At 68.6% G+C, this 21,948-nt stretch carries 21 protein-coding genes; 8 read left to right on the forward strand and 13 right to left on the reverse strand.

Annotated elements, in window-relative coordinates; genetic code table 11:
* The 3 genes from ACYVIO_RS35245 to ACYVIO_RS35255 form a co-directional block, all read right to left on the reverse strand.
* On the reverse strand, nt 1-987 hold the full coding sequence (locus ACYVIO_RS35245) for an aldo/keto reductase (protein WP_460655295.1): 987 nt from the start codon (nt 985-987) through the stop codon (nt 1-3).
* 2 nt (nt 988-989) lie between these two features.
* The gene (locus ACYVIO_RS35250) at nt 990-2,369 is read right to left on the reverse strand and encodes an MFS transporter (protein WP_460655296.1); all 1,380 of its coding nucleotides are present in this window, start codon (nt 2,367-2,369) and stop codon (nt 990-992) included.
* Between the two features lie 194 nt (nt 2,370-2,563).
* The gene (locus tag ACYVIO_RS35255) at nt 2,564-3,463 is read right to left on the reverse strand and encodes a TIGR03564 family F420-dependent LLM class oxidoreductase (protein WP_460655297.1); all 900 of its coding nucleotides are present in this window, start codon (nt 3,461-3,463) and stop codon (nt 2,564-2,566) included.
* Between the two features lie 89 nt (nt 3,464-3,552).
* Between ACYVIO_RS35255 and ACYVIO_RS35260 the strand changes: the two genes are divergently transcribed.
* Both ACYVIO_RS35260 and ACYVIO_RS35265 read left to right on the forward strand, forming a co-directional pair.
* The gene (locus ACYVIO_RS35260; RefSeq protein WP_460655298.1) at nt 3,553-4,413 is read left to right on the forward strand and encodes a LysR family transcriptional regulator; all 861 of its coding nucleotides are present in this window, start codon (nt 3,553-3,555) and stop codon (nt 4,411-4,413) included.
* Between the two features lie 251 nt (nt 4,414-4,664).
* Nucleotides 4,665-5,279, forward strand: coding sequence for a peroxiredoxin family protein (locus ACYVIO_RS35265; RefSeq protein ID WP_460655299.1), 615 nt, complete (start codon nt 4,665-4,667; stop codon nt 5,277-5,279).
* Here ACYVIO_RS35265 and ACYVIO_RS35270 read toward each other — a convergent pair.
* Both ACYVIO_RS35270 and ACYVIO_RS35275 read right to left on the reverse strand, forming a co-directional pair.
* Nucleotides 5,239-7,995: a helix-turn-helix transcriptional regulator gene (locus ACYVIO_RS35270; protein WP_460655300.1), complete on the reverse strand. Its 2,757-nt coding sequence runs from the start codon at nt 7,993-7,995 to the stop codon at nt 5,239-5,241. The two genes, ACYVIO_RS35265 and ACYVIO_RS35270, sit on opposite strands and share 41 nt — an antisense overlap.
* A gap of 158 nt (nt 7,996-8,153) precedes the next feature.
* The gene (locus tag ACYVIO_RS35275) at nt 8,154-9,248 is read right to left on the reverse strand and encodes an alpha/beta fold hydrolase (RefSeq protein ID WP_460655301.1); all 1,095 of its coding nucleotides are present in this window, start codon (nt 9,246-9,248) and stop codon (nt 8,154-8,156) included.
* 202 nt (nt 9,249-9,450) lie between these two features.
* On the opposite strand from ACYVIO_RS35275, the gene ACYVIO_RS35280 reads away from it, so the two are divergent.
* Nucleotides 9,451-10,380: an alpha/beta fold hydrolase gene (locus ACYVIO_RS35280; RefSeq protein WP_460655302.1), complete on the forward strand. Its 930-nt coding sequence runs from the start codon at nt 9,451-9,453 to the stop codon at nt 10,378-10,380.
* A 57-nt stretch (nt 10,381-10,437) separates the two neighbouring features.
* Here the strand turns inward: ACYVIO_RS35280 and ACYVIO_RS35285 are convergent, their stop codons facing one another.
* From ACYVIO_RS35285 to ACYVIO_RS35295, 3 genes are all read right to left on the reverse strand, one after another.
* Nucleotides 10,438-10,773, reverse strand: a complete 336-nt coding sequence (locus tag ACYVIO_RS35285; RefSeq protein ID WP_460655303.1) for a PRC-barrel domain-containing protein — start codon at nt 10,771-10,773, stop codon at nt 10,438-10,440.
* 101 nt (nt 10,774-10,874) lie between these two features.
* Nucleotides 10,875-11,342: a hypothetical protein gene (locus ACYVIO_RS35290; RefSeq protein ID WP_460655304.1), complete on the reverse strand. Its 468-nt coding sequence runs from the start codon at nt 11,340-11,342 to the stop codon at nt 10,875-10,877.
* Between the two features lie 13 nt (nt 11,343-11,355).
* Nucleotides 11,356-11,625 (reverse strand): hypothetical protein, encoded by a 270-nt coding sequence (locus ACYVIO_RS35295; protein ID WP_460655305.1) that lies wholly within the window; start codon nt 11,623-11,625, stop codon nt 11,356-11,358.
* A 76-nt stretch (nt 11,626-11,701) separates the two neighbouring features.
* Between ACYVIO_RS35295 and ACYVIO_RS35300 the strand changes: the two genes are divergently transcribed.
* The gene (locus tag ACYVIO_RS35300; RefSeq protein WP_460655306.1) at nt 11,702-12,292 is read left to right on the forward strand and encodes a helix-turn-helix domain-containing protein; all 591 of its coding nucleotides are present in this window, start codon (nt 11,702-11,704) and stop codon (nt 12,290-12,292) included.
* Between the two features lie 47 nt (nt 12,293-12,339).
* On the opposite strand, the gene ACYVIO_RS35305 is transcribed toward ACYVIO_RS35300, so the two are convergent.
* Nucleotides 12,340-12,729 carry a methyltransferase family protein gene (locus ACYVIO_RS35305; RefSeq protein WP_460655307.1) on the reverse strand — a complete coding sequence of 130 codons (390 nt, stop codon included), beginning with the start codon at nt 12,727-12,729 and terminating at the stop codon, nt 12,340-12,342.
* Between the two features lie 116 nt (nt 12,730-12,845).
* On the opposite strand from ACYVIO_RS35305, the gene ACYVIO_RS35310 reads away from it, so the two are divergent.
* The 4 genes from ACYVIO_RS35310 to ACYVIO_RS35325 all read left to right on the forward strand — a co-directional run bounded on the left by ACYVIO_RS35310 (nt 12,846) and on the right by ACYVIO_RS35325 (nt 17,301).
* Complete coding sequence (locus ACYVIO_RS35310; RefSeq protein ID WP_460655308.1) at nt 12,846-13,436, forward strand: GNAT family N-acetyltransferase; 591 nt, start codon at nt 12,846-12,848, stop codon at nt 13,434-13,436.
* A gap of 86 nt (nt 13,437-13,522) precedes the next feature.
* Nucleotides 13,523-14,098: a helix-turn-helix domain-containing protein gene (locus ACYVIO_RS35315; protein WP_460655309.1), complete on the forward strand. Its 576-nt coding sequence runs from the start codon at nt 13,523-13,525 to the stop codon at nt 14,096-14,098.
* On the forward strand, nt 14,088-15,308 hold the full coding sequence (locus tag ACYVIO_RS35320) for an MFS transporter (protein ID WP_460655310.1): 1,221 nt from the start codon (nt 14,088-14,090) through the stop codon (nt 15,306-15,308). Before ACYVIO_RS35315 ends, ACYVIO_RS35320 begins: the two co-directional genes overlap by 11 nt.
* 244 nt (nt 15,309-15,552) lie before the next feature.
* The gene (locus ACYVIO_RS35325; RefSeq protein ID WP_460655311.1) at nt 15,553-17,301 is read left to right on the forward strand and encodes a galactose oxidase-like domain-containing protein; all 1,749 of its coding nucleotides are present in this window, start codon (nt 15,553-15,555) and stop codon (nt 17,299-17,301) included.
* Between the two features lie 44 nt (nt 17,302-17,345).
* On the opposite strand, the gene bla is transcribed toward ACYVIO_RS35325, so the two are convergent.
* The 4 genes from bla to ACYVIO_RS35345 form a co-directional block, all read right to left on the reverse strand.
* The gene (gene bla / locus ACYVIO_RS35330; RefSeq protein WP_460655471.1) at nt 17,346-18,284 is read right to left on the reverse strand and encodes a class A beta-lactamase; all 939 of its coding nucleotides are present in this window, start codon (nt 18,282-18,284) and stop codon (nt 17,346-17,348) included.
* 72 nt (nt 18,285-18,356) lie between these two features.
* Complete coding sequence (locus ACYVIO_RS35335; protein ID WP_460655312.1) at nt 18,357-19,856, reverse strand: alpha/beta hydrolase; 1,500 nt, start codon at nt 19,854-19,856, stop codon at nt 18,357-18,359.
* A gap of 131 nt (nt 19,857-19,987) precedes the next feature.
* Complete coding sequence (locus tag ACYVIO_RS35340) at nt 19,988-20,635, reverse strand: response regulator (RefSeq protein WP_460655313.1); 648 nt, start codon at nt 20,633-20,635, stop codon at nt 19,988-19,990.
* Complete coding sequence (locus tag ACYVIO_RS35345; protein ID WP_460655314.1) at nt 20,632-21,852, reverse strand: sensor histidine kinase; 1,221 nt, start codon at nt 21,850-21,852, stop codon at nt 20,632-20,634. The genes ACYVIO_RS35340 and ACYVIO_RS35345 overlap by 4 nt, the downstream gene beginning before the upstream one ends.
* Nucleotides 21,853-21,948: the final 96 nt, after the last annotated feature.

Consider the following 21,948-nt stretch of genomic DNA (forward strand, 5'->3'; position numbering starts at 1 on the left):
CTAGCCGTTGACGTAGCGCATGTGGGTTTCGTTGTAGCGGTTGCCGTGGACTCCGGCGCGTTGGGCGAGGGTGTTGAGGTCGGCGAGTTCGTCGGCGGACAAAGAGACCTGGGTGGACTCGGCGTTTTCTTGGATGCGGGGCGTACGTCGGGTTCCGGGGATCGGGACGATCCAGGGGTGCTGGGCGAGGAGCCAGGCCAGTGCGATCTGCCCGGCGGTGACGTTCTTGTGCTGTGCGAGTTCGGTGACGTGCTCGACGAGGGTGGCGTTCGCGGCGAGGTTGTTCTCGGCGAAGCGGGGAATCCGGCTGCGGATGTCTCCGTCGGTGAACGTTGTGGTGGTGTCGACGGTGCCGGTGAGGAATCCCTTGCCGAGTGGGCTGAACGGAACCAGCCCGATGCCTAGTTCAGCCAGGGTGGGCAGTACTTCCGCCTCGGGGTCGCGGGTCCACAGCGAGTACTCGGATTGCAGGGCGGCGACCGGCTGAACGGCATGCGCCCGACGGATTGTTTGAGCGGAGGCTTCCGAGAGACCGAAGTACCGGACCTTGCCTTCCTGGATGAGTTCGCTGACGGTGCCGGCGACGTCTTCGATGGGCACGTCGGGGTCGACCCGGTGCTGGTAGAACAGGTCGATCACGTCAGTTCGGAGGCGGGCGAGGGATTGGTCGGCGACTCGGCGAATCTGCTCGGGGCGGCTGTTGAGGCCGACGCTGGTGTTGTTCTCGATCTGCCAGCCGAACTTGGTGGCGATCACCACCTGGTTCCGGATGGGCTGCAGGGCTTCGCCGACGAGTTCCTCGTTCACGTACGGTCCGTAGGACTCGGCGGTGTCGAAGAAGGTCACGCCGTGGTCGACGGCGGATCGCAGGACGGTGATCATGTCGTCACGGGTGCCGGGGTTGGGCCCGTAGCTCTGCGACATGCCCATGCAGCCGAGCCCGACAGCCGAGACCTGCAGTCCTTGTCCGAGTGTTCTGGCGTGCACGATCAGGCCTCCACTGGCTGGATCCGGGTGCTGTTGATTGCCGCGAGCAACAGCAGGGCCGCGGCCGATCCGAGGCTGATCCGCAGCCCGGTGAGGAAGGTGTCCGGGTTGGCGATCAGGGCGCCGAAGACGGCGATGGCGACTGCTCCGCCGGTCTGGCGGAAGGTGTTGAACACGGCACTGGCGGTTCCTGCATGCTCGGCAGCGACACCTTCGAGGACGACTCCGGTGATCGAGGGCATGGCCAACGATCCCCCGGCGCCGATCGGTACGACGCAGAGCGCGGTCACGACCGGCGACTCCAGCGGTGCCGTAAGGAGCAGGGCCAGGAGTCCGGCGGTCATCGACAGCAGCCCGGTCACGACCGGGACCCGCGCTCCGAACCGGTTGGTGATCGGTCCGCTGGCGAGGTTGCCGGCGATCGCGAAGAAAGCGGAGGGCAGGAACGCCAGACCGGCGTACAGCGGCGACAGTCCGAGGTGCTGCTGGAGGAACAGGCTGACGACGAACACGTTGCCGTAGTTGCCGACCATGAAGGCGAACCCGACGGGCAAGGCCAGCCGGAAGCCACGCGCCCGGAACAGTTCCAGCGGCATCATCGGGTGCCGGCCACGGGCCTGAACGGCCAGGAAGGCGGCGAGGGTGACCACGGCGACCGCGAGCGTGGCGACGACGGTGGGGTGGGTGAACCCGCGATGGCCGCCTTCGATGAGCCCGTAGACCAGGGTGGACAGGGCAACGACGGCGAGGATCTGGCCGGCCCAGTCGAACCGGGACGGTCGGGTGGGCGAGGCGGCCACCGCGACCAGGAAGGCGACCATGCCGGCGCAGACGGGCAGGTTGATCGTGAAGACCCACCGCCAGTCGAGAGTCGTGAGCAGCCCGCCGAGAGGTTGTCCGACCAGTCCGGCGACGGCGCCGCCGACCGCCCACACGCCGAGCGCGCTGGCTCGGCGGCGTGGGTCGGGGAACGCTTCACGCAGCAGCGCCATCGACGCCGGCAGCATGATCGCCGCGGCAGCGCCTTGCGCGCAGCGGGCGGCGACCAGTACGCCGATCGTGGGCGCGGCCGCACAGGCAGCCGAGGCCAGTCCGAACCCGACGATGCCCGCGCCGAGCGCCTTCTTCGCGCCGATCCGATCCGACAGGTTGCCCGCGAACAGCAGCAGCGCCGCGAACAAGAGGGTGTAACCGTCGATCGTCCACTGCTGACCGGTCGTTCCACCGCCGAGCTCGGTCCTGATCCGGGACAGGGCGACGTTGACGATCGAAATGTCCAGCGTGATCAGGAAGAAGCCCAGCGAGGCGATCGTGAGGACGATCCGCGCGTGCGGCGCATCTGGGACGGATGTTCCAGCGCCCTCGGTCGAGCGGCTCGGCACTACGTCGGTCCGTGGCAAGGCAGTCCACTCTGCGCACAGTCGCGCGGTCGGTCTCGATCCATCAGGTCGCGTACCGAGTCTGCCAAATTCGTCCGCGACGAGGCAGGTACTGCGATTACCCCGCAGCGAGGGTGCTCCCGACAACCCAAAGACTCACCACACATTCAGCCCGGCGTTCCGAGGCATGGACCTGACTACCAGCCTGCGGCCGCGGAGTGCGCGAACGCGATCGTGCGCGCCTGCTCGTCCGCCGTACCGACCGGAGCGATCATGAACTCCGTCGCCCCGGCGTCGGCGAACCGCTGCAGCTGCCGCGCGACCTCGTCCTCGTCACCGACCACCGCCGTGTCCTCGGGACCGGCCGCCGCACCTCGATCGAGGATCGCCCGGTACGCCGGCAGCGATCCCGCCAGCCCGTAGTGCTGTTTGATCCAGCCCCGCGCGCCGTCCGGATCGTCGGTCACGGCGACACAGACGCAGGCGATCACCTGCGTCTCCCGGCCGGCGGCCGCCTTGTCGATCGTCGGTCGCACGTAGTCGCCGATCACCTCCGGGCCGGCCCAGCTCGTCACCGTTCCGTCGGTCAGTTCACCGGCGATCTCCAGCATCTTCGGTCCGAGTGCGGCGAGGATCAGCTCTGGCGACCGGACTCCCTTGATGCCGACCTGGCCGGCCGCCGTGAGCTGGTCGCCTCGGTGCTCGACCGGCTCACCGCGCAGCAACGGGGCCAGCACTTCGACGTACTCGCGCATGTACTTGGCCGGCTGCCTCATCGAGATCCCGTACTGGCCTTCGACGATCACCGGGTGGCTGGAGCCGATGCCGAGCGTGAGCCGGTTCCCGGTCGCGGCCTGCACGCTGAGCGCCTGCGCCGCCAACGCCAGTGGGTGCCGCGGATAGATCGGTACGACGCCGACCGCGTGCCGGATGCGGGGCGCGGCCGGCGCGAGCGCGGTGATCAGGGTCAGCGGGTCCCAGCCGGTGCGTTGGCTGAACCAGATCCGGTTGATGCCGCTGGCCTCGGCGGCTCGCGCGTCGGTCGCGATCTCGTCGATCGTGCGGGCGTCGTCCTCGATCCACAGTCCGATTCTCATGCGTCCAGTCAACGAAGACTCCGTCCGCCGACCAAGGCGCACTCGGCCCGCGCAGCGATAAGCTTTCGTGATCGATCGCGGGAGGGCCGATGGAACTGCGGCAGCTGAAGTACTTCGTCACGGTCGCCGAGGAACTGCACTTCGGCAAGGCCGCCGAACGCCTCGCCATCGTGCAGCCGGCGGTCAGCCAGCAGGTCGCCCGGCTCGAACGCGAGCTCGGCCTGCGGCTGTTCGACCGGTCGTCGCGCCGGGTCGCCCTGACCGGCGACGGCGAACGCATGCTCCGCGAAGCCCGCGCGGTCCTGTCCGCCGCCGACCAGGCCGCGACCGTGGCCGCCGAACTCGTCGCCGGGCAGTCCGGCGTCTTCCGCATCGGCACCAGCCCCGGCCTGCGCGACCGGCTGGAGCGCGGCCTGGCCGTCCTCCGGTCGTCCGCCCCCGGCATCGAGATCAAGCTGAGCTCGCGCCCACCCGCCCAGCAACTCGAGGCGCTGCGGTCCGGCGAGCTCGACGTCGCCTTCATCCGCGGCAGCGTGAACTCGCGCTCCCTGCGCGCGATCCCCTTGTGGGACGAGCCGTTGTCCGTGCTCCTCCCGTCGGCGTACCGAACCGGCGACGCCGTGAAGCTCGTCGACCTGGCCGCACTCCCCCTGCGCCTCCCTCCGCGATCGGACGACGCCGCACTCCACGACACGATCCACGCCGCCTGCCGTACGGCGGGGTTCGACCCCGTCCCCGGCCGCCCGCTCGACAGCCTCGAGGACGCGATCGTCGAGATGACCAACGGCTCCCCCGCCTGGACCGTGGTCTACGGCACCGCCTGCGACGCCGCCGAAGGCGCCGTCTGGATGGGTCCTCTGACGCCGGCCCTCACCGTCCCCGGCCACCTCGTCGTCACCGCCGACCACTCGCCACCGTGCCTAGAGACCTTGGTCCAAGCCTTCAGCTAGCCAAGGCAGCAAGACATCCACCGCTCACCCAGACCCTCCGCGGCCTCGAGGACGACCACCTCGTCGAACCAACTGTCCCACCCGCGACTGGGCCGAAACCCACATGCCGGAGATCGACCGCCACGATGGACCAGGGACAACGCCAGGGAATCTCCCTGGCTCGGGTGACTGCTGACGCCTGCCACAGTGGACAGATCGGCCGACGCATCGTTCGATCGCGCGAGCAGGTGACCGGCGAGAGGAGGTCGTCCATGCGTTGGGACATCACTGCCGGCAGCCACCTCCCCGACTACGCGTTGCCCGACCACACCGGCACGGTTCGTGCTCTCAGCGAGCTGCAGGGCCGCGATCCGCTGATCCTCAGCCTGTCGCGCGGCCATCACTGCCCCGAAGAGCACCAGCACCACCTCGACCTGGCGTCGTTCCAGGCGAAGGTCGTGGTGGGCCACGCGCAGCTGGTCACGATCTCGACCGACGACCTCCCGGCCCTGCAGGACTTCCGTGCCGCGGTCGGTGCTCGGTGGACCTTCCTGTCCGATCCCGGGCGGACGGTTCAGCGGGACCTCGACATCCAGGACTACACCGACTCCGACAACGACCCGATGATTCCGTACACGTTCGTGCTCAAGCCGGACCTGATGATTCACACCATCTACAACGGCTACTGGTTCTGGGGCCGTCCCACCGTCGACGACCTGTGGCTCGACCTGCGCGCTGTGACGCGGGAGATCCGGCCCGACTGGGATCTGGGCACACCGGATCTCCGGGCGGCGTGGGCGGCAGGCGACCGCTCCCCGTTCCACGGCTGGGCCAGGCGATCGACAGTCAGTGGATCAGCGTTCCCCGGAGCTGGCGCCGGGAGCTGACACCGAGCTTGCTGAACACCTTGCGCAGATGCCATTCCACGGTCCGCGCACTGATGAACAGCTGGGCGCCGATCTCGGGGTTGGTGAGTCCGTCCCGGGCCAGCCGGGCGATCTGGGCCTCCTGGGTGGTCAGACGGCCCGTCTCGATCGTGGGTGGGCGCACCTTGGCTCCCGCGACGGCGAGCTGCCGGCGGGCCCGTTCGGCGAATCCCTCCATTCCCATCGAGCCGAACATTTCGGACGCGGTGCTCAGCTCGCCGCGCGCGTCTCCGCGCCGGTTCGACCGCCGGAGCCACTCGCCGTACAGCAGGTGTGCTCGGGCGAGGTCGCCCCGGACCCGCGCCCGGCTCAAGTGCCGCACCGCCTCGCCGAAACATCGCTCGGCGTCGTCTCCTTCGCTGAGCAGTGCGCGGGCTCGGGCTTCGATCCCCAGGGCCCAGTCGGTTCCGCTGGCCAGTGTTTTCGTGGACAGGCGCTCGGCAGCTGCCGTCGCCAGCTCCGTGTTTCCCGTCCGGGTGGCGGACTCGATCAGCTCCGACAAGCCCCAGTTGTGCGCGACCATCTCCTGCGGGTCCGCACAGGCACGCTGCGCGGACCGCAGCGCCTCGTCGTACCGGCCCAGGCTGTTGCAGAGTACGGCGTGCGCGTACTCGCTGATCGCGACGCCCACTCCTTCGCCGCGCGCACCCGCCTCGCGCAAGGTGATCTCGATCAGCCTGCCGGCCTCGGCGACCTGCCCGCGCCACGCGGCGACGATCAACGCTCCGTACGGCGCTTCGTCGACCCCCATCGCGTCCCGCACCGACTCCGCCTCGTGGACCAGCGAGATCGCCGCGGAGAGTTCGCCGCAGAACACCAAGACGGGCGTTCGCGAACCGAGCGCCAACGGCAGTTCGGTCAGCGCGCCCGTCTGCCTGGCGATCTGAAGGTGACGAGACGACAGGACGTACGCGCTCTCGTCGTCCCACACCTCGAGCGCGAGGACGCAGCCCTGCCACAGCCAGCGCAACTTCTCCCTGCTCGGGATCTGTTCGTCGCGGAGTCTGCGCAACGCGGCTCGACAGGCTGGAAGCGCGCCGCCAGGATCCTCGACGAGCGCGCTGAACGCGTCCAGCAACAGGTCACCAGGCGTGGGCTCCAGCTCAGGCGGCAGCGGCACGGCCCGAGCAGCTCGCGCCACGTCGACGACGCTCACTCCACCGTTGAGACGGGCTGCGAACTGGGCGGCAGAAAAGGCGTCCAGATAGGTCTGGCGGGCGAGCTGGAGATCCAGCGGCTCGAGACGCCGCGCCGCCGCGAGCAGCAGCGGCGTCGCCTCACTGCCTCGTTTCGACGCGAAGGCCAGCAGCGCGCCGACCATGTCGATCTGCGCGCGTTGCGGCTCGTCGGTCGGCCCTTTACGGGCGGCGGCGAGAAGGCGATGTGCGATCTCGAAGCCACCCGTCTGCACGTTCGCGACAGCGGCAGCCAGCGCCAGCCGAACCCGCCCGGCCGGTTCGGCCGTCAGTTCGGTCGCACGGGTCAGAAAGGCCGCGACTGCCACCAGGCCACCTCGGGCCTGGGCCCGACCGGCGGAGTGTTCGAGCTCGGCCGCCACCTCCGCATCGAACCCCGGCGTCGCCAGGGCCCGGTGCCAGGCGTGCCGATCAGGGTCGGCCTCAGCGTCCGTGGCCTCGGCCAGAGCGCGATGAACCCGGTACCGGTCCCCGACCGTGGCCGCTCGGTAGCTGGCGGACCTGACCAGCGGGTGGGCGAACTCCACCCGGCCACGAATCCGGAGGAGCCCGGCATCCATCGCCGGAACGGCGGCGTCCATGGCAATGCCCAGCGACTCCGCGGCAGTGCGCAGTACTGCCGCATCGCCGAGTGGCTCCGCCGCGGCAGCGAGCACCAGCAGGCGGGTATCGGAGGGCAGGGCAAGAAGGCGCCGGCGGTAGCTGAGCTCGATCTTGCCGGCCACCGCCTGACTCTCGGGCAGCCCGAACCCACCGGCCAGATCCGCGGCACTCCAGGTGCGCGGCAGCTCGAGCAGCGCGAGGGGGTTCCCGTGACTTTCCACGACAACCCGGTCGCAGACCGCCACGTCGAGTGGCCCGTGCACGTTGCCCAGCAACAGCGCACGGGCATCGACGTCACCGAGGCCAGTGAGCGGCAGCGACGGCAGGCCTTCGAACACGTCGTCCTCGATCCCCGTACGGACAGCGCAGACGAAGGCGACTCGCTCGGCGAGCAAGCGGCGAGCCACGAAGCCGAAGACCCGCGCCGACGACCGGTCCAGCCATTGCGAATCCTCGACCAGGCAGATCAGTGGGAGCTTCTCGGCGGCCTCGGCCACCAGGCCGAGCGTCGCGAGCCCGACCATCAGCCCATCGGGAACCGGTCCGGCGGTCAGCCCGAACACGGTCCGCAGCGCATCGCGCTGCGGACCCGGAAGACGATCGAGGTGATCCAGCAGCGGCCCGCACAGCTGATGCAGACCGCTGTAGGCCAGCTCCATCTCCGACTCCACGCCCGCGACCGTGGCGATCCGCCAGCCGACGACCTGCCCGGACAAGTAGCCCAGCAAGGCGCTTTTGCCCACGCCCGCGTCACCGCGCAGCACCAGGATCTGGCTGCCGCCCGCGACCACCTCGGCCACCAGCCGATCCAGTGCATCGCACTCGCTGCGCCGTCCGAGCAACGGCGTGGGGCGCTCACCGCTCAGCTGTCGCCCCATGTCCCTCCCACTGGGGATGCCCGGGCGCATCTGACCAGCCCCAGTGACAGCTCTACCGGACTACCTCACCTCCCGATCGGCACGGAAGGCACTCCGCCAGAGTAGAGCTTGATCGACCTCATCGGAACAGTGGTGAGCCGGTCACGTCCTCGGCAAAGTCAGCGCTGCCGGCGGGACGCGGAGGCCCGGTACGGCGCCAGGAAAGGCGTCAGCGCGGCGACCGTTGCCGCGGGCGCTTGCTCGGCGATCCAGTGACCGGCGCCCGGGATGACCGCGGGCGTGACCTGGGTTGCCGCGGGCTGCATGCCGTCCGCGACGTGGCCACCCCAGCTGTTCACACCTCCCATGGCGAGCACGGGGATCGTCAGCTTGGTGTCCATCCGCTCGAGGTTCTGCTCCAGGGTGTCGTCCCAGGAGCGGTAGAACCCGAAGCTGGCACGCAGGATGTCCCGGTCCCGCGTGTAGAGACCGATGTAGTACCTGATCGCGTAGTCGGGCAGGGTGGCCTCGCCACCCTGGATCGCGAACTCGTAGCGGTAGTAGGCCTGCGCGTTGCTCTTGACCATGTCGACCACGAGCTCGTCGTCGACCCGGTTGAGCGCGATGTGCCAGAGCTTGTTGTTCAGCCCCGCCTCGACGAAGTACGACGGTGCCGGTACGACGCCGGGAGGGCCAGGCACCTCGGCGACGGCCAGGCGGTCCACCCGGTCGCGGTGGTCGGCGGCCAGGGCGTAGCTGATCACCATCCCGGTGTCGTGACCGACCACCGCGAACCGCTGATGCCCGAGCGCCGTCATCAACGCGGCGAGGTCGCGACCGAGCGTGCCCGCGTCGTACCCCGTGGTGGGCTTGTCACTCAGCCCGATACCGCGCTGGTCGACAGCGATCACGGTGTAGTGCCTGGCCAGGAGCGGCATCACGAAACGCCAGGCGTACCAGCTCTCCGGCCAGCCGTGCACCAGCAGCAGCGGCGGCCCTTCGCCCCCGATGACGACGTGCTGGCGGATCCCGTTGGCGCGGACGAAGCGGCTCTTGAAGGTCTGCGCGAACCCGGCCGGCAGCCGCGGCGCCGTACCGACGTCGCCCGAAACCCCTTGCAGCGTCTTCGCGGCAGCCGGCGAGGCCAGTCCGCCGACCAACGCCGCGCCGGCAGCTGCGGCCGCGCCGCCGGTGAAGATCCGCCGCGACACCCCGCCCCGCGGATCTGTGGCGGCGTCGCCGAGCGGATCCGGTTCCTGCACTGGACTGTTCATGACCGTTCTCCTCATCTGGTCGGGTACGCCCCCAGCCTCGATCGTCGGCCTCCGATCCACACCGGTCGGAATCACTGGTCGCCTCCCCGGCCGCCGGTGACCAGGGGATCTCCCTGGTCACCGGCCCGGGCATTCGGCGTGACGATGAAGAAGGCCCCTCGACAGGTGCCGAATCCCCCGCAGCGTTCGGAAAGGACTTGTCATGCCCGCAGATCTCACCCAGTTCCTTGTTGCCGAAGGCCCCGGTTCCGTCACCCAGGTCCCCGATCTCCCGTCAGGATTCACCGAGACGTTCACCAGCCGGATCATCGAGACCGACGGGCTGCGCCAGCATGCGGTCATCGGCGGCAGCGGCCCGGCCGTGCTGCTGGTCCACGGCTGGCCGGAGAACTGGTACGCCTGGCGTTTCGTGATGCCGGCGCTGGCCCAGAACCACACCGTGATCGCCGTCGACCAGCGCGGCCTCGGCCTGACCGGAAAGCCCGAGGACGGGTACGACGCGGGCACGCTCGCCGGCGACCTCGCCGCGTTGATGAGCGCCCTCGGACACGAACGGTTCGCGGTGGTCGGTCACGACACCGGCGTGGTGCTCAGCTACGCGCTCGCGGCTGATCACCCGGAGCGGGTCGACCGACTCGCCGTCGCCGAGATCCCCGGGCCGCCCGGAGCAACACCCGCTCCGCCGCTGTTCGTCCCCGGGCCGCTGAACGACAAGATCTGGCACATCCCCTTCAACCGCGCCGGCAAGGTCGCCGAGCAACTCGTGCAGGGCAAGGAGCACATCTTCTTCGGCTACGAGTTCGCCATCCAAGGCGGGAAGCCGTTGCCCGATCCGGTGATCGACTTCTACGTACGGGGCTTCACCGACCCCGAGTCGCTGCGCGGCGGCTTCGGCTTCTACCGCGCCTGGGACGCGACGATGGCCCAGAACAAGGAGCGCGCGACCCGCCCGCTGCCGATGCCGGTCCTGGCGATCGGTGGCGCGGACAGCTGGGCCGACCACGTCGCCGACGGCATGCGCCCCGTGGCCACCAACGTGCAGGCCGCCGTGATCTCCGGCGCCGGCCACTGGGTCGCCGAACAGGCCCCCGAAGAACTGCTCACAGTCCTGACCCCGTTCCTGTCCGCCTGACCCCACTAACAGATCGGGGCCGGAACGCCGCAGGACGAACCGGCCCCACCAGACGGGTCAGCGGCGGCCCAGGCGGCGTTCGCCGACGGTGGTGGCGGTGTACGGGAGGTCGTAGTGGGCGAACACCTTCGGCTCCTCGGCTCCGGTCAGTTCGCCATCTGGATCGATGGACGGCGCCTCGTGGATGAGCTTCTTCGGGTAGCGCACCCGCACCGCGTTCGGGGAGACCGTGGCGCCGTCAACCGGCACGAACACCAGCCGCTTTCCCAGCAGGCCGACCTTCACGGTCACGAAGGCGGCCTCGTCGGTGGAGGTGTCGACGTAGACCGCCTCGAGCTCGCCGACCTTGTCGCCGTCGGGATCGATGACTTTGTGGCCACTCCAGTCGCGCAAGTTCTCAGCGGGAAACATGGCTTCCAGTACCCGCACAGCGATGCGCCAATCGGAGCCGTCACCGACAGCCTCTGCAGTCCTCGTCCACCTCACCAGCCTTGTCAGCGCCAGGCGTCGCCTGCGGTCCGGGCATAGCGCCGCCAGGCATAGCGCCAAGGGATGACGGCCAGGATGACGACGCCGAAGGCACAGCGGAACAGCACCTCGCGCGCTTCGACGTTCAGGTCCCCCGCGATCAGACGGGGCGCCGCAATCACACCAACCCAGATGACCTTCCAGGCCACCTCGAGCAGCAGGATCGGCAGCATGCGCGCGGGGTGTCTGAGCCCGAGGAACGCCAGCAAGGACATCGCCGTGAGGAGACAGGCAACAACGCCGTCCATCACCGGTAGCGATCGAGTGTCCTGAACCAGGATCGGCCACTTGACGAGGGCCACCCCCACGCCCATGAACGCGTACCCGCAGCGCATGATGTTCAGCCGCCGGGTCGTCAGTTCCTGATCGCCGCGCGGGCTGGTCGTTCCTGCGGACAGCTCGTCGCGTACGGCGGAGTTGGTTCCTGGGTTCATGGCGTGCGGTCCCCTACTCATGGTCGTGGCGGGTCAGAAGGCGCCGGCGCAGCCGATGCAGCTGCGGCATGAGCCCGTAGATGACGATCGGTACGGCGATGGTCGCCAGGACGAGCGTCCGAACGACCGGCGTCAACGTGCCGAGCCAGCCACCAAGCGCGAGGTTGAGGGCGGTCAGGGTCGGAAACACGGCCAGCCAGATCATCACGGCCAACTCGTGCTTGGTCGGCGGTCCAGGTACGGCGGTCCGGACAGGTTTCGGAGCGATCGATGGTGTGGTCATGTTCCGAGACTGGGGCTGGACAAGGCGTTCGGCCACAAAGGTTGCTGTTTGTGGGAAATCGGCGTCAGATGACTGCGTGGACCACAGCTCAGCGGCGGAGATCGCCGTCGTTCTCGAGAGGGTCGGGGGCCGGCTCAAGCGGCTGCGCGCGCAGCGCCGGATGACCCTGACCGCTGTGGAGACGGCGACGGGAATCTCCAAGAGCACGCTGTCGCGACTCGAGACCGGACACCGACGGCCGACGCTGGAACTGCTGCTCGCCTTGTCGCAGGTGTATCGGGTGCCGCTGGACGACCTCGTCGCCGCGCCCGCGCAGGGCGATCCACGGATCCGCCTCAAGCCGGGTCAGGTGAAGGGCCGGACAGTGATTCCGTTGACGCAGCAGCCCGACAGCTCGCAGGCGTGGAAGATCGTCATCCTGGCCGGCAAAGTCGTCCCCGAGCTCAGAGCACACGACGGCCACGAATGGATCTACGTACTGTCCGGCCACCTACGCCTCGTACTTGGCGACGACGACTGGGAGCTCGGACCCGGCGAGATCGCCGAGTTCAGCACCGAGACACCGCACTGGTTCGGAAGTACGGGCGACGGATCCGCAGAGATTCTCAGCATCTTCAACCGCCCAGGCGAGCGAATGACAGTCCGGGCAACGACTCTCCGCCCGTAGGGCAAGACGTTGATGCCGCCGATCCTCGGCCTTGGCATCTGTACCGGTCACCACAGTCCTGGGACGAGCCGATGCGTGGTGTTCTGGTACTCGCGGTAACGGTCACCCAGCACCCGGACGAGTTCGGCCTCCTCGACCGCGATCCGCGGCAACAGGCCCGGCACGGGGACGACGGCGCAGACCACGACCGACAGCCAGTTCCCGATGCCAACGCCGAATCCCAGGCAGATCAGCAGCAGACCGGCGTACGACGGATGCCGGATCCAGCGGTAGGGGCCGCTGGCAACAACGGGCTGGTCGTCATCGACCTGGACGAACGTGCTGAACGAACCACCGAGGGCAAGCACCGCCCACACCCTCACGGCCAGGCCGATCCCGACCACCAGAACGACCCAGCACAGAATCGACACCTGCAGCGGCGTCGACAAGCAAGACATAGGGACCAACGTAGCGGCGCTGAGACCACAAGACGTCCGTACCTTCAGCAGTGGAGGTGCAAGTGCCAACTGTTCGTCTGCGCAAGCCCGGCCAACTTGGCGGGATAAGGTGCGGAATGGCCACCGAATCGTCGTACAGCATCGCGCCTCTCAGCTCCGAGACCTGGCCGGCCTTCGATGCGCTGGTGCAGCGGCACAACGGCATCTTCGGGGGCTGCTGGTGCATCTGGTTCCACCCCGACGGGCCCGAGCGCGGTCAGGGCGCGGAGGCGAACCGAGCCCTGAAGAAGGCCTACGTCGAGCAGGGCAGGGCGCACGCCGCCCTGGTGATGGACGGCGACGAGGCCATCGCGTGGGCTGAGTACGGGACGCCGGCCGAGCTCCCCACCCTCCACCACCTCAAGCAGTACGACGCCACCAAGACCGCGGATCCCGACTACCGAATCACGTGCGTCTTCGTCGACAAGCGCCACCGCCGACAGGGTGTGACGGAACTGGCGATCACCGGTGCACTCGACTTGATCGCGCAGGCCGGCGGCGGCGTGGTCGAGAGCTACCCGCACGACCTGACCAACCAGACCAAGAAGATGTCGTCGTCGTTCCTCTACAACGGAACCCGTCGACTCTACGAGCGGCTCGGTTTCACCTACGACCGGCCGAAGGGACTGAAGAACTGCGTCATGGTGAAGACCGTGGATCCTCACTAGTCGACGAAGGCGGGTGCCACGGCCCCGACCATGACAGGCACCCTACAACAAACCCAGAAGAACTCTTCTGGGTTAGGCTGTGCCTCATGAGTGATCAGACGCCGACGGGCGACATCGTCCTGGACGTGGCTGCCTTGCGGGTACTCGCTCACCCGATGCGGCTGACTTTGCTGGAGCACCTGCGGCAGCGCGGTCCTGCGACGGCGCGACAGCTCGCGGAGCACTACGAGATCGACTCTGGTGCGGCGAGTTACCACCTGCGCCAGTTGGCGGACGGCGGTCTGATCGAAGAGGACACCCAGCGTGGCACCAAGCGCGACCGCTGGTGGCAGGCCCGGCATCGGACATCGGTGCACGATCCTGCCAACGGTGGTCCTGGCGAGCGAGAGGACAGCCGCGGATACCTGCATGCTGTACTGCTCGCGTATGGCGAGCAGCTGCGACGGCTGGCGTGCACCGCACCGCTGCTGCCCGACGAGTGGTACGAGGCGTCAACGTTCAGCAACTACACGCTGCGATTGACCCCCGCCGAGCTCAACGAACTGAAGTCAGAGCTCGCTGCGGTAGTCAACAAGTACCGCCGCCGCGAGGGCGAGGCTGGAACGCCAGTAGCCCTTCAGCTGCACGGGTTTCCACTGCTCGAGCCGGACGATGACGCATAGCGGCACGACCCCCACGGCTGCCTACCGGGACGGCAATGTCCTGCGCTGGGCGACGGCCTACACCGCATCGGTCAGCGGCGACGTCGTCTTCTTTCTGACTCTGTCCTGGGCGGTGACCCGGATCGCCGGACCGGCCCAGGTCGGCGCGGTGCTGGCCGTCGGCGCCATTCCCCGCGCGCTGTTGATGCTGGTCGGCGGAGTGATCGCCGACCGGTACGGACCGCGCCGAGTGGTGATCGGCAGCGACTTCGCCCGATGCGTGATCATCGCCTGCGCTGCCGTGCTGATGCAGTTCACCCCGGGCGGACTGCCCATGCTGTACGCCGTTGCGCTGGTCTTCGGCGTAATCGACGCGCTGTTCATGCCTGCCGTGGGGGCTCTGGCGGGCCGGCTCACCGATCCAGGACAACTCGGCCGGGTGCAAGGACTGCGGGTGCTGGCGGTCCGGATCAGCAACGCCGTCGGTCCAATGATCGCCGCGATCGTGTTGACTGCCGCCGGAGTCGCCGCAGGCTTCGGTCTGGCCGGGCTGCTGTTCAGCCTGTCCTTCGGTCTCCTTCTTGCCGTCCGCCTGAACCGGGGACAGACCGCCGAGCGCTCGACCGGCTCACCGTTGGACGATCTCCGCGACGGACTGCGGTACCTCCGGAGACACCGGCAACTGGCCCGTCTCGTCGTGGTGGTTGGGCTGAGCGAGCTGTGCTTCAGCGGTCCGGTAGGAATCGGCCTGGTCCTACTGACCGCCGAACGGCACTGGAGTCCGGCCATCCTCGGCTGGGCCCTGAGCGTGTTCAGCATCGGAGGTGCGGTCACCGGAATTCTGCTCACCGCTCTAGCTCGCGCCCCGCGAGCGGGGGTCGCGCTCGTTGGCGCCCTGACAGCTACCGCCGTACTGGTCGGCGCCCTGGGCCAGGTCACCACGGCCGGCGCCCTGATCGTCGGTTCCGCCGCGCTCGGAACGATCAGCGGCGCGGCGATGGCGATCGGCAACGCCTTGCTCCAACGCACGACCGAGCCCCGGTATCTCGGCAGGGTCGGCTCAGTGACCTCCTTGTGCACCATCGGCCTCAGCCCCCTGCTCTACCCGGTCACCGGCCTGGTCGCGGCCGCGTGGGGAACAGGCGTCTTCTTCGCCGGATGCGCCGTGGTGTGCCTGCTGGCCGCGGTCACCGCCGCGACGGCCACAGCAGTACGCGACTCCGAACTCTGACGCCACGCGCCCGCCGGCATCCCTCGTGCCCCGGAGGCCGCCCTGGACGTACAACCTCCACCTCACTGCAACTTCTGGTGATTTCCCCGCATCGTGCTGATTAGCCGAGGTTTCGGCGACAGCGTGATGGGGGCTCCACATGAACAAACGATCGGCTCCTGCCTGCCCACAGAACAAGGCCGTTGCCTCGAACAACAAATCTGCCAGGGGACGCCACTGGCCGGCGCGCCACCACACACGAGGCGTGGCCTCCGTCGCCGCCCTGGCCATGCTCGTCTCGATGCTCAGCGCCGCGACCGCCAACTCCGCCGTCCGAGCGGCCGTCGTACCGGCACCACCGGCTCCAGCGCCGACCACCCGAGGCATCACCTGCAACACGACCCCGGCGGTCGACCTCGGCGCGTGCATCAGCCGCATGCTGACGGATCCGAACGGCGCCTACTCGCCCGAGCACGTCCACACCACCGCCGAGAAAGAACCCGTGCGCGCCACCCGGCAGGCCGCCGCGGCTGCGACCGCGGGGACGTGGTCGGTGGTCGCCGACTGCACCGTCAACAACTACAAGGTCAATCCGATCCATGCCAGCATGACAAATTCCGGCAAGGTCCTGATGACCGCCGGATCGGGCAACAGCAGAGCGTTCTTCGAGCAGAAGGTCTTCAAGACCTGGCTGTGGGATCCCACCACCCCGGGGACCTGCCCCCAAGAGATCCCCATGCCGGCCGGGATCGACCTGTTCTGTTCAGGTCACTCCCACCTGCCCGACGGCCGGGTGCTGTTCTTCGGCGGCACCGGCCGCTACGCCGGCGGCGGCCTGTACTACACGGGGATCCGCGAGTCCTACGTGTTCGACGAAGCCACCCTGACGTTCACGTCCACCGGCCTGATGAGCGTCGCCCGCTGGTACCCGAACGGTCCGGTCAACGCCGTCGGCAACCCCGTCGTCGTCAGCGGGCTGGACGCGAACGGCAAGGTCACCGCGACCAACGAGCTCTACAACGCCACCACTGGCGCCTGGAGCAAGCTTCCCGGCAACCGGATCTTCCCCCTGTACGCCGGAATGGTGCTCAGGAAGAACGGCACCCTGTGCTACCTCGGCGCGAACATGGGCGGCCGCGCGGGCGCCGTACCCGGATGCTGGAACTGGACGACCAACGCGTACTACCCGATCCCCGGCCTGATCTACCCGGACTGCCGGGACCAGGCCTCGACGCTGCTCCTCCACCCCGCCCAGGCCCAGAAGGTGATGATCATCGGCGGCGGCTGCGGAGTCGGCACCACCGGGACCACCGCCACCGTCGACCTGAACGCGGCGAGCCACAAGTTCACCACCGGCCCGTACCTCGGCTTCGCCGCCATGCACAGCTGCGCGACGATCCTGCCCGACCGCTCCGCGTTCGTTGCCGGCGGCGCCGACCACAACACGAAACCACGCCTGCAAGCAGCACGGCTCCCGGCCGGCGCCACCGCCTGGGAACAGCTCGCCGGCCCCACCGTGCCCCGCATGTACCACAGCTCCTGCATGGTGCTGAGTGACGGCTCGGTCCTCACCATGGGCACCACCGCACCACCCGGAGACCTGGTCGAGACCCGCTTCGAGATCTACAAGCCCTGGTACCTCCAGGCCGGCGTGACGCGTCCGACGATCACCAACGTCGCCCCGACCATGAAGCTCGGCGGCACCTACGGGGTCGACTTCACCGGCCCCGCGTCAGTCACCGGCGCCTCGCTGCAACGCCTGACCTCCGTCACCCACTCATCAGACCCGAACCAGCGCTCGGTGGAGATCCCGGTCGTCGCGACGACGACCTGGACGCGCAAACACCTCACCATCGAGCCCAACCGCGGCATCCTCCCACCGGGCATGTACCTCCTGACTCTCCGCGACTGGCGCAACATCCCGTCGAAGTCCCTCGTGGTCCGAATCGTCGAAAACACCCCGGTGGCATCCGCGGGCTCCCCGTCAGCCGCCATCCCCTGTTGCTGCTGCTGACCCCCAACACCGGCGAGGGCGGTACGGCCAACTGCTCGAACCGGTCAGGACAGCGTGGTCGCGACGACCTTCGCGGCCTCGGCGATCAGGCGGTTGTCCGGCTCGGCGTCCACCGCGGGCCGGTTGGAGTACACCGCGACGACGATCGGTGCGCGGCCGGGCGGCCAGATGACGGCGATGTCGTTGCGGCCGCCGTACGTCGCCGGAGTACCGGTCTTGTCGCCGACCACCCAGTTCTTCGGGACGCCGGCCCTGATCACCTCGGCGCCGGTGGTGTTCGTCTTCAGCCAGGTGGTGAGCTGGTCGCGCTCCGGCTTGCCGAGGGCGTCTCCGAGGACGAACGACCGGAGGTTCTTGGCGAAGGTGCGCGGGGTCGTGGTGTCGCGGGGGTTCTTCGGGTCCCAGTCGTTCAGTCCGGGCTCGTTGCGCTCCATCTGCGTCACACCGTCACCGAGTCGCCGCAGTACAGCCTCCAGGGCCTTCGGACCACCAAGGTCCTCGAGAAGGAGGTTCGCGGCAGTGTTGTCGCTGTAGCGGACGGCGGCGTCGGAGAGGGCGGCGAGGCTGAGCTCGGTGTGCTTCTCGGAGATCGGCGAGTTGGGCAGCAGGTCGGACTTGGAGTACTTGACCACCTTGTTCATGCCCGCGAGCTTGTGCTTGCGGAGTACGGCGCCCGCGGCCATCGCCTTGAAGGTCGAGGCGTGCGGGAAGCGGGCGTCGGCGTTGTACGCAACCTCGCGGCCGTCGCCGGTGTCGATGGCGTAGACGCCCAGGCGCGCGGTGAACTGACGCTCCAGGCGCTGGAAGTCCGCGGCGTACGGGTGGGTGACCGACGTGCTGGACGTGGCCAGGGCCGCCGGGCTGGGTGAATTCGGGCTGCTGGTGGCACTCGAGGTGCTGCTCGGGTCACCACCGCAGGCGGCGACCGTGGTGACAGCGAGCGCGGACAGCGCCGCTAGGACGGTACGGGTGTGCTGACGGATGGTTCTACCTCCAAGTTCGTCCGCGGGGAGCAGCCGACTGCTGACGGCTGCTCCCCGCGTGGTCGACTTCTACTACTTCTTCGGCTCCGCTGCGCAGGCGAGGTCCTTGGCCGGGCGCTCACCGGTGACCAAGAACTTCGTCGCCGCGTTCTTGGCGCAGGTGTTGAGGGTCCACGGGTAGACACCGTGACCGCCGCCGTCGGCCGTCACCATCGTGGCCCGCTGCCCGAGCGCCTTGCGCATCTTCTGAGCGCCGGCCAGTGCGGTGCCCGGGTCGCGCTCGTACTGGACCAGGAGCAGGTTCGACGGGCCCCGGTCGGTGATCTTCACCGGCGGTTCGATCGGCTTGTTCGCCCAGAACGCGCACGGCTGGATGTTGGCCGAGGCGCCGCCCAGCATCGGGTACTTGATCCGGTCGACCAGGACGTTGCGCTGGTACTCACGGACCGAGGTCGGCCACCGGCTGTCGCCGCAGATCACACCGAGCCGGACCGCCATGCCGTTGTCCGCGTCCGCCTTGGGCTTCTGCTCCAGCGGCGTGTTCGTGTCGATCGCCCGCCAGAGCACGGCCACCTTGTCGAGCGTCGCGTCGGCGTAGCTGTACTCGAACGTCATCGTGCGGAAGGTCGTTTCGTCGATGCCCTGGATCGAGCCCGCCGCCCGCACCTTCTTCGCGAGCTGGAAGAACTTCGCCCGTACCTGCCGCGTGGTGGTGCCGAGCTTGTACTCCGGGTGCGCGGCGATGTACTTCGCGACGTCCGGGAAGCGGTCTTCCATTCCCCGGCCGGTCGCCCGCATCGCCTGCTCGTCGTACCCGTCGGGCCCGAGCACGCTGTCGATCACGACCCGGTCGGTGGTCTTGGGGAACAGCGTGGTGTAGACCGCGCCGAGGTAGCTGCCGTACGAGCCGCCGAAGTACGAGGCGGTCGACTCACCCAGTGCGGCACGGACCCGGTCCAGGTCCCGCGCGGTGTTCGCGGTGGTGACGTACGGCATCATCCACGCGGTCTTCGACGCGGCGCACTGCTTCGCGACGCTGCGCGCGTACTTCGCCTCCTGGGTGACGTCGGACAGGGTGTGCGCGAACTTCCCGAAGCCGCCGCGGGCCTGCTGCTCCTTCGTGAAGTTGCAGGTGATCGGCGTACTGCGGCCGAGGCCCCGCGGGTCCATGCCGATCACGTCGTAGGCGTTCAGCACGTCCTTGGGGAGGTAGGCGCCGAGGGTGGCCGGGAAGTCGAGCCCGCCGAAGCCCGGGCCGCCCGGGTTGGTCATCAGGACGCCACGGCGCTGCGCCGGCTCCTTGGACGCCAGCCGGGAGATCGCGATCTCGATCTGGCGGCCGTTCGGCTTGCTGTAGTCCAGCGGGACGCGAAGGCTCGAGCACTCGATCGGCACCAGTTGCGCGACGTCGGCCGGGCACGGCGCCCACTTCAGGGTGCTCGGCGACGTCTTCGCCGTCACGGCCGGCTTCGTCGCCGCCGACACTTCCGGCGCCTTCGCCATCGACACCGCGGGTACAGCCGCCGCCACGACCGCGGTGGCGGCCAGGGCGATGGTCAAGGTCCTGTGCATTTTGATTTCCTCCAATGGGGCGCAGAATGGGCGCCGATTACTGCGGTCATCAAGAAACCTAGATTTCTGGCCCAGTCCGGGACATCAACTGTTCGTGCACACTTCTCGGCCGAAAGAACACTGCGCGGCGATTACCGCATCAGGCCCGATTCCCATGCCCACACGGCGATCTCGGTGCGGTTCCGGGCCGCGATCTTGCGCTGCACCGAACCGAGATGGGACTTCACGGTCGACAACGACACCAGCAGCTCCGCACTGATCTCCACGTTGGTCCGACCCCGAGCCACCGCCTTGACCGCGTCCAGCTCGCGATCCGTCAACTCCGGCTCAGCACGCCGGGGCCGACTGCCACCGGTGGCGAAGTGACCCAGCAACCGGGTCGTGATCGACGGCGACACCAAAGCATCGCCGTTCGCCGCGGAGTGCACAGCCTCCACCAGCAATCGCGGCCCCGCATCCTTCAACAAAAACCCGCACGCACCGGACCGAAGCGCCTCGTGCACAAGCTCATCCAGATCGAACGTCGTAACAACCAACACCCGCAACGGTCTGGCGACACCAGGACCCGCCAGCAACCGCGTCGCAGCCAGCCCGTCCATCAGCGGCATCCGGATATCCATCAACGTCACGTCAGGACGCAACCTCTGAGCCAACGTGACGGCCTGCTTCCCGTCCGCAGCCTCCCCGACCACCTCAATGTCCGGCTCCCGTTCCAGGATCAGCCGGAACCCGGTACGCACCATCGCCTGATCGTCGGCAAGCAGCACACGCAACGTCATCGCGTCACCAACTCCCCCGACGTCCGCGCCGCCCCAACGCCACCCGGCAGCGGAAGCTCAGCGAGGACCCGCCACTCGTGGTCGCCGTGCTCCCCGACCGTCAGATGTCCGTCCAGCGCGTCGATCCGTTCGCGCATCCCGACCAGTCCATACCCGTCCACCGCCCGACGGCCACGACTTCGGCTGTGCCGATGCCCATCGTTCAGCACCTCGACCCGCAGATACTGCCGCCCCGCGTGCTCCACCGGCTCGACCGAGACGCTCACCCGCCGAGCCTCCGGCGCATGCCTGCGCACATTCGTCAACGACTCCAGTACGACGCGATGCACCGTCGTCACCATCTCCGACGCCACCGCGAAATCCGCGAGCTCGGGCGCCAACCACACCGTGACGCCCTGGTCACCGCCGACCGCCGCCACGACCGTCTCCACCAGATCCCCGGTGCCGGGTGCCAGCGGCTCGGGACTGCGCAACATGATCACCAACCGCCGTACAGCGCCAAGCGCTTCGGCACCGGCCCGCTCGATGTCCTCGAGCAACTCCCGCTCCGTGCCGTCGGCAAGCACCACCCGCGCAGCCTGCGTACGTACGACGACGCCCGTGATGTGATGCGCCACCAGATCGTGCAGCTCCCTGGCCAGCACAAGCCGTTCCGTGTTCCGGGCAGCGGCCAGAGCAGCCTCATGCCGGGTGTCGCCGTCGCGCAGGATCAGTCCGACCGCGACGCTGATGGCCCAAAGTGCCGCCCACAGGGTCGCAACGGTGAGGTTGACCGAACCGCCGCCGTACCGCAGGGCAGGCGCGAGGACCGCGGCCAGGCCGCCGATCACCGCAATGCCGCCCGCCTGCTGCGGACGCAACTGGTGGCAGCTCGCCCCGATCAGTAGCAGCAAGCCCAGTGTCTCGGTGTCGCCGCCGATCGATCCGCCGGGCTCGGTCAGGAAGCCGGCGGCGCTGGCCAGCAACGAGATCGTGATGGCAGCCACCGCGAGCTGTGCGAGCCGTTCGGACCGGCGCCGCCGCATCAGCGCGAGTGCCCCGACCACCACACCGACACCGAGGTAAATGGTCTCCCCCGGCGGTGGCGGTTGGTCCGGGAGCAGGAGGCGCGCGACGGCCTTCTCGGCGTTCAGGCCCACCACGACGACCACCTCGGCAACGACCAGGCCACGGCGCAGCAGCCGGCTGTTGGCGCGGATCACGGGGTCGTCCTCCATCATCGTTTCCAGAAAGCGCTGAGTACGTTGTCAGTTTTCCCGTACTCGTCCCCGCGCACTTCCCACCCGCGACCATTTCGTACCGACCGAAAGTAC

This window comes from Kribbella endophytica (assembly GCF_054781295.1).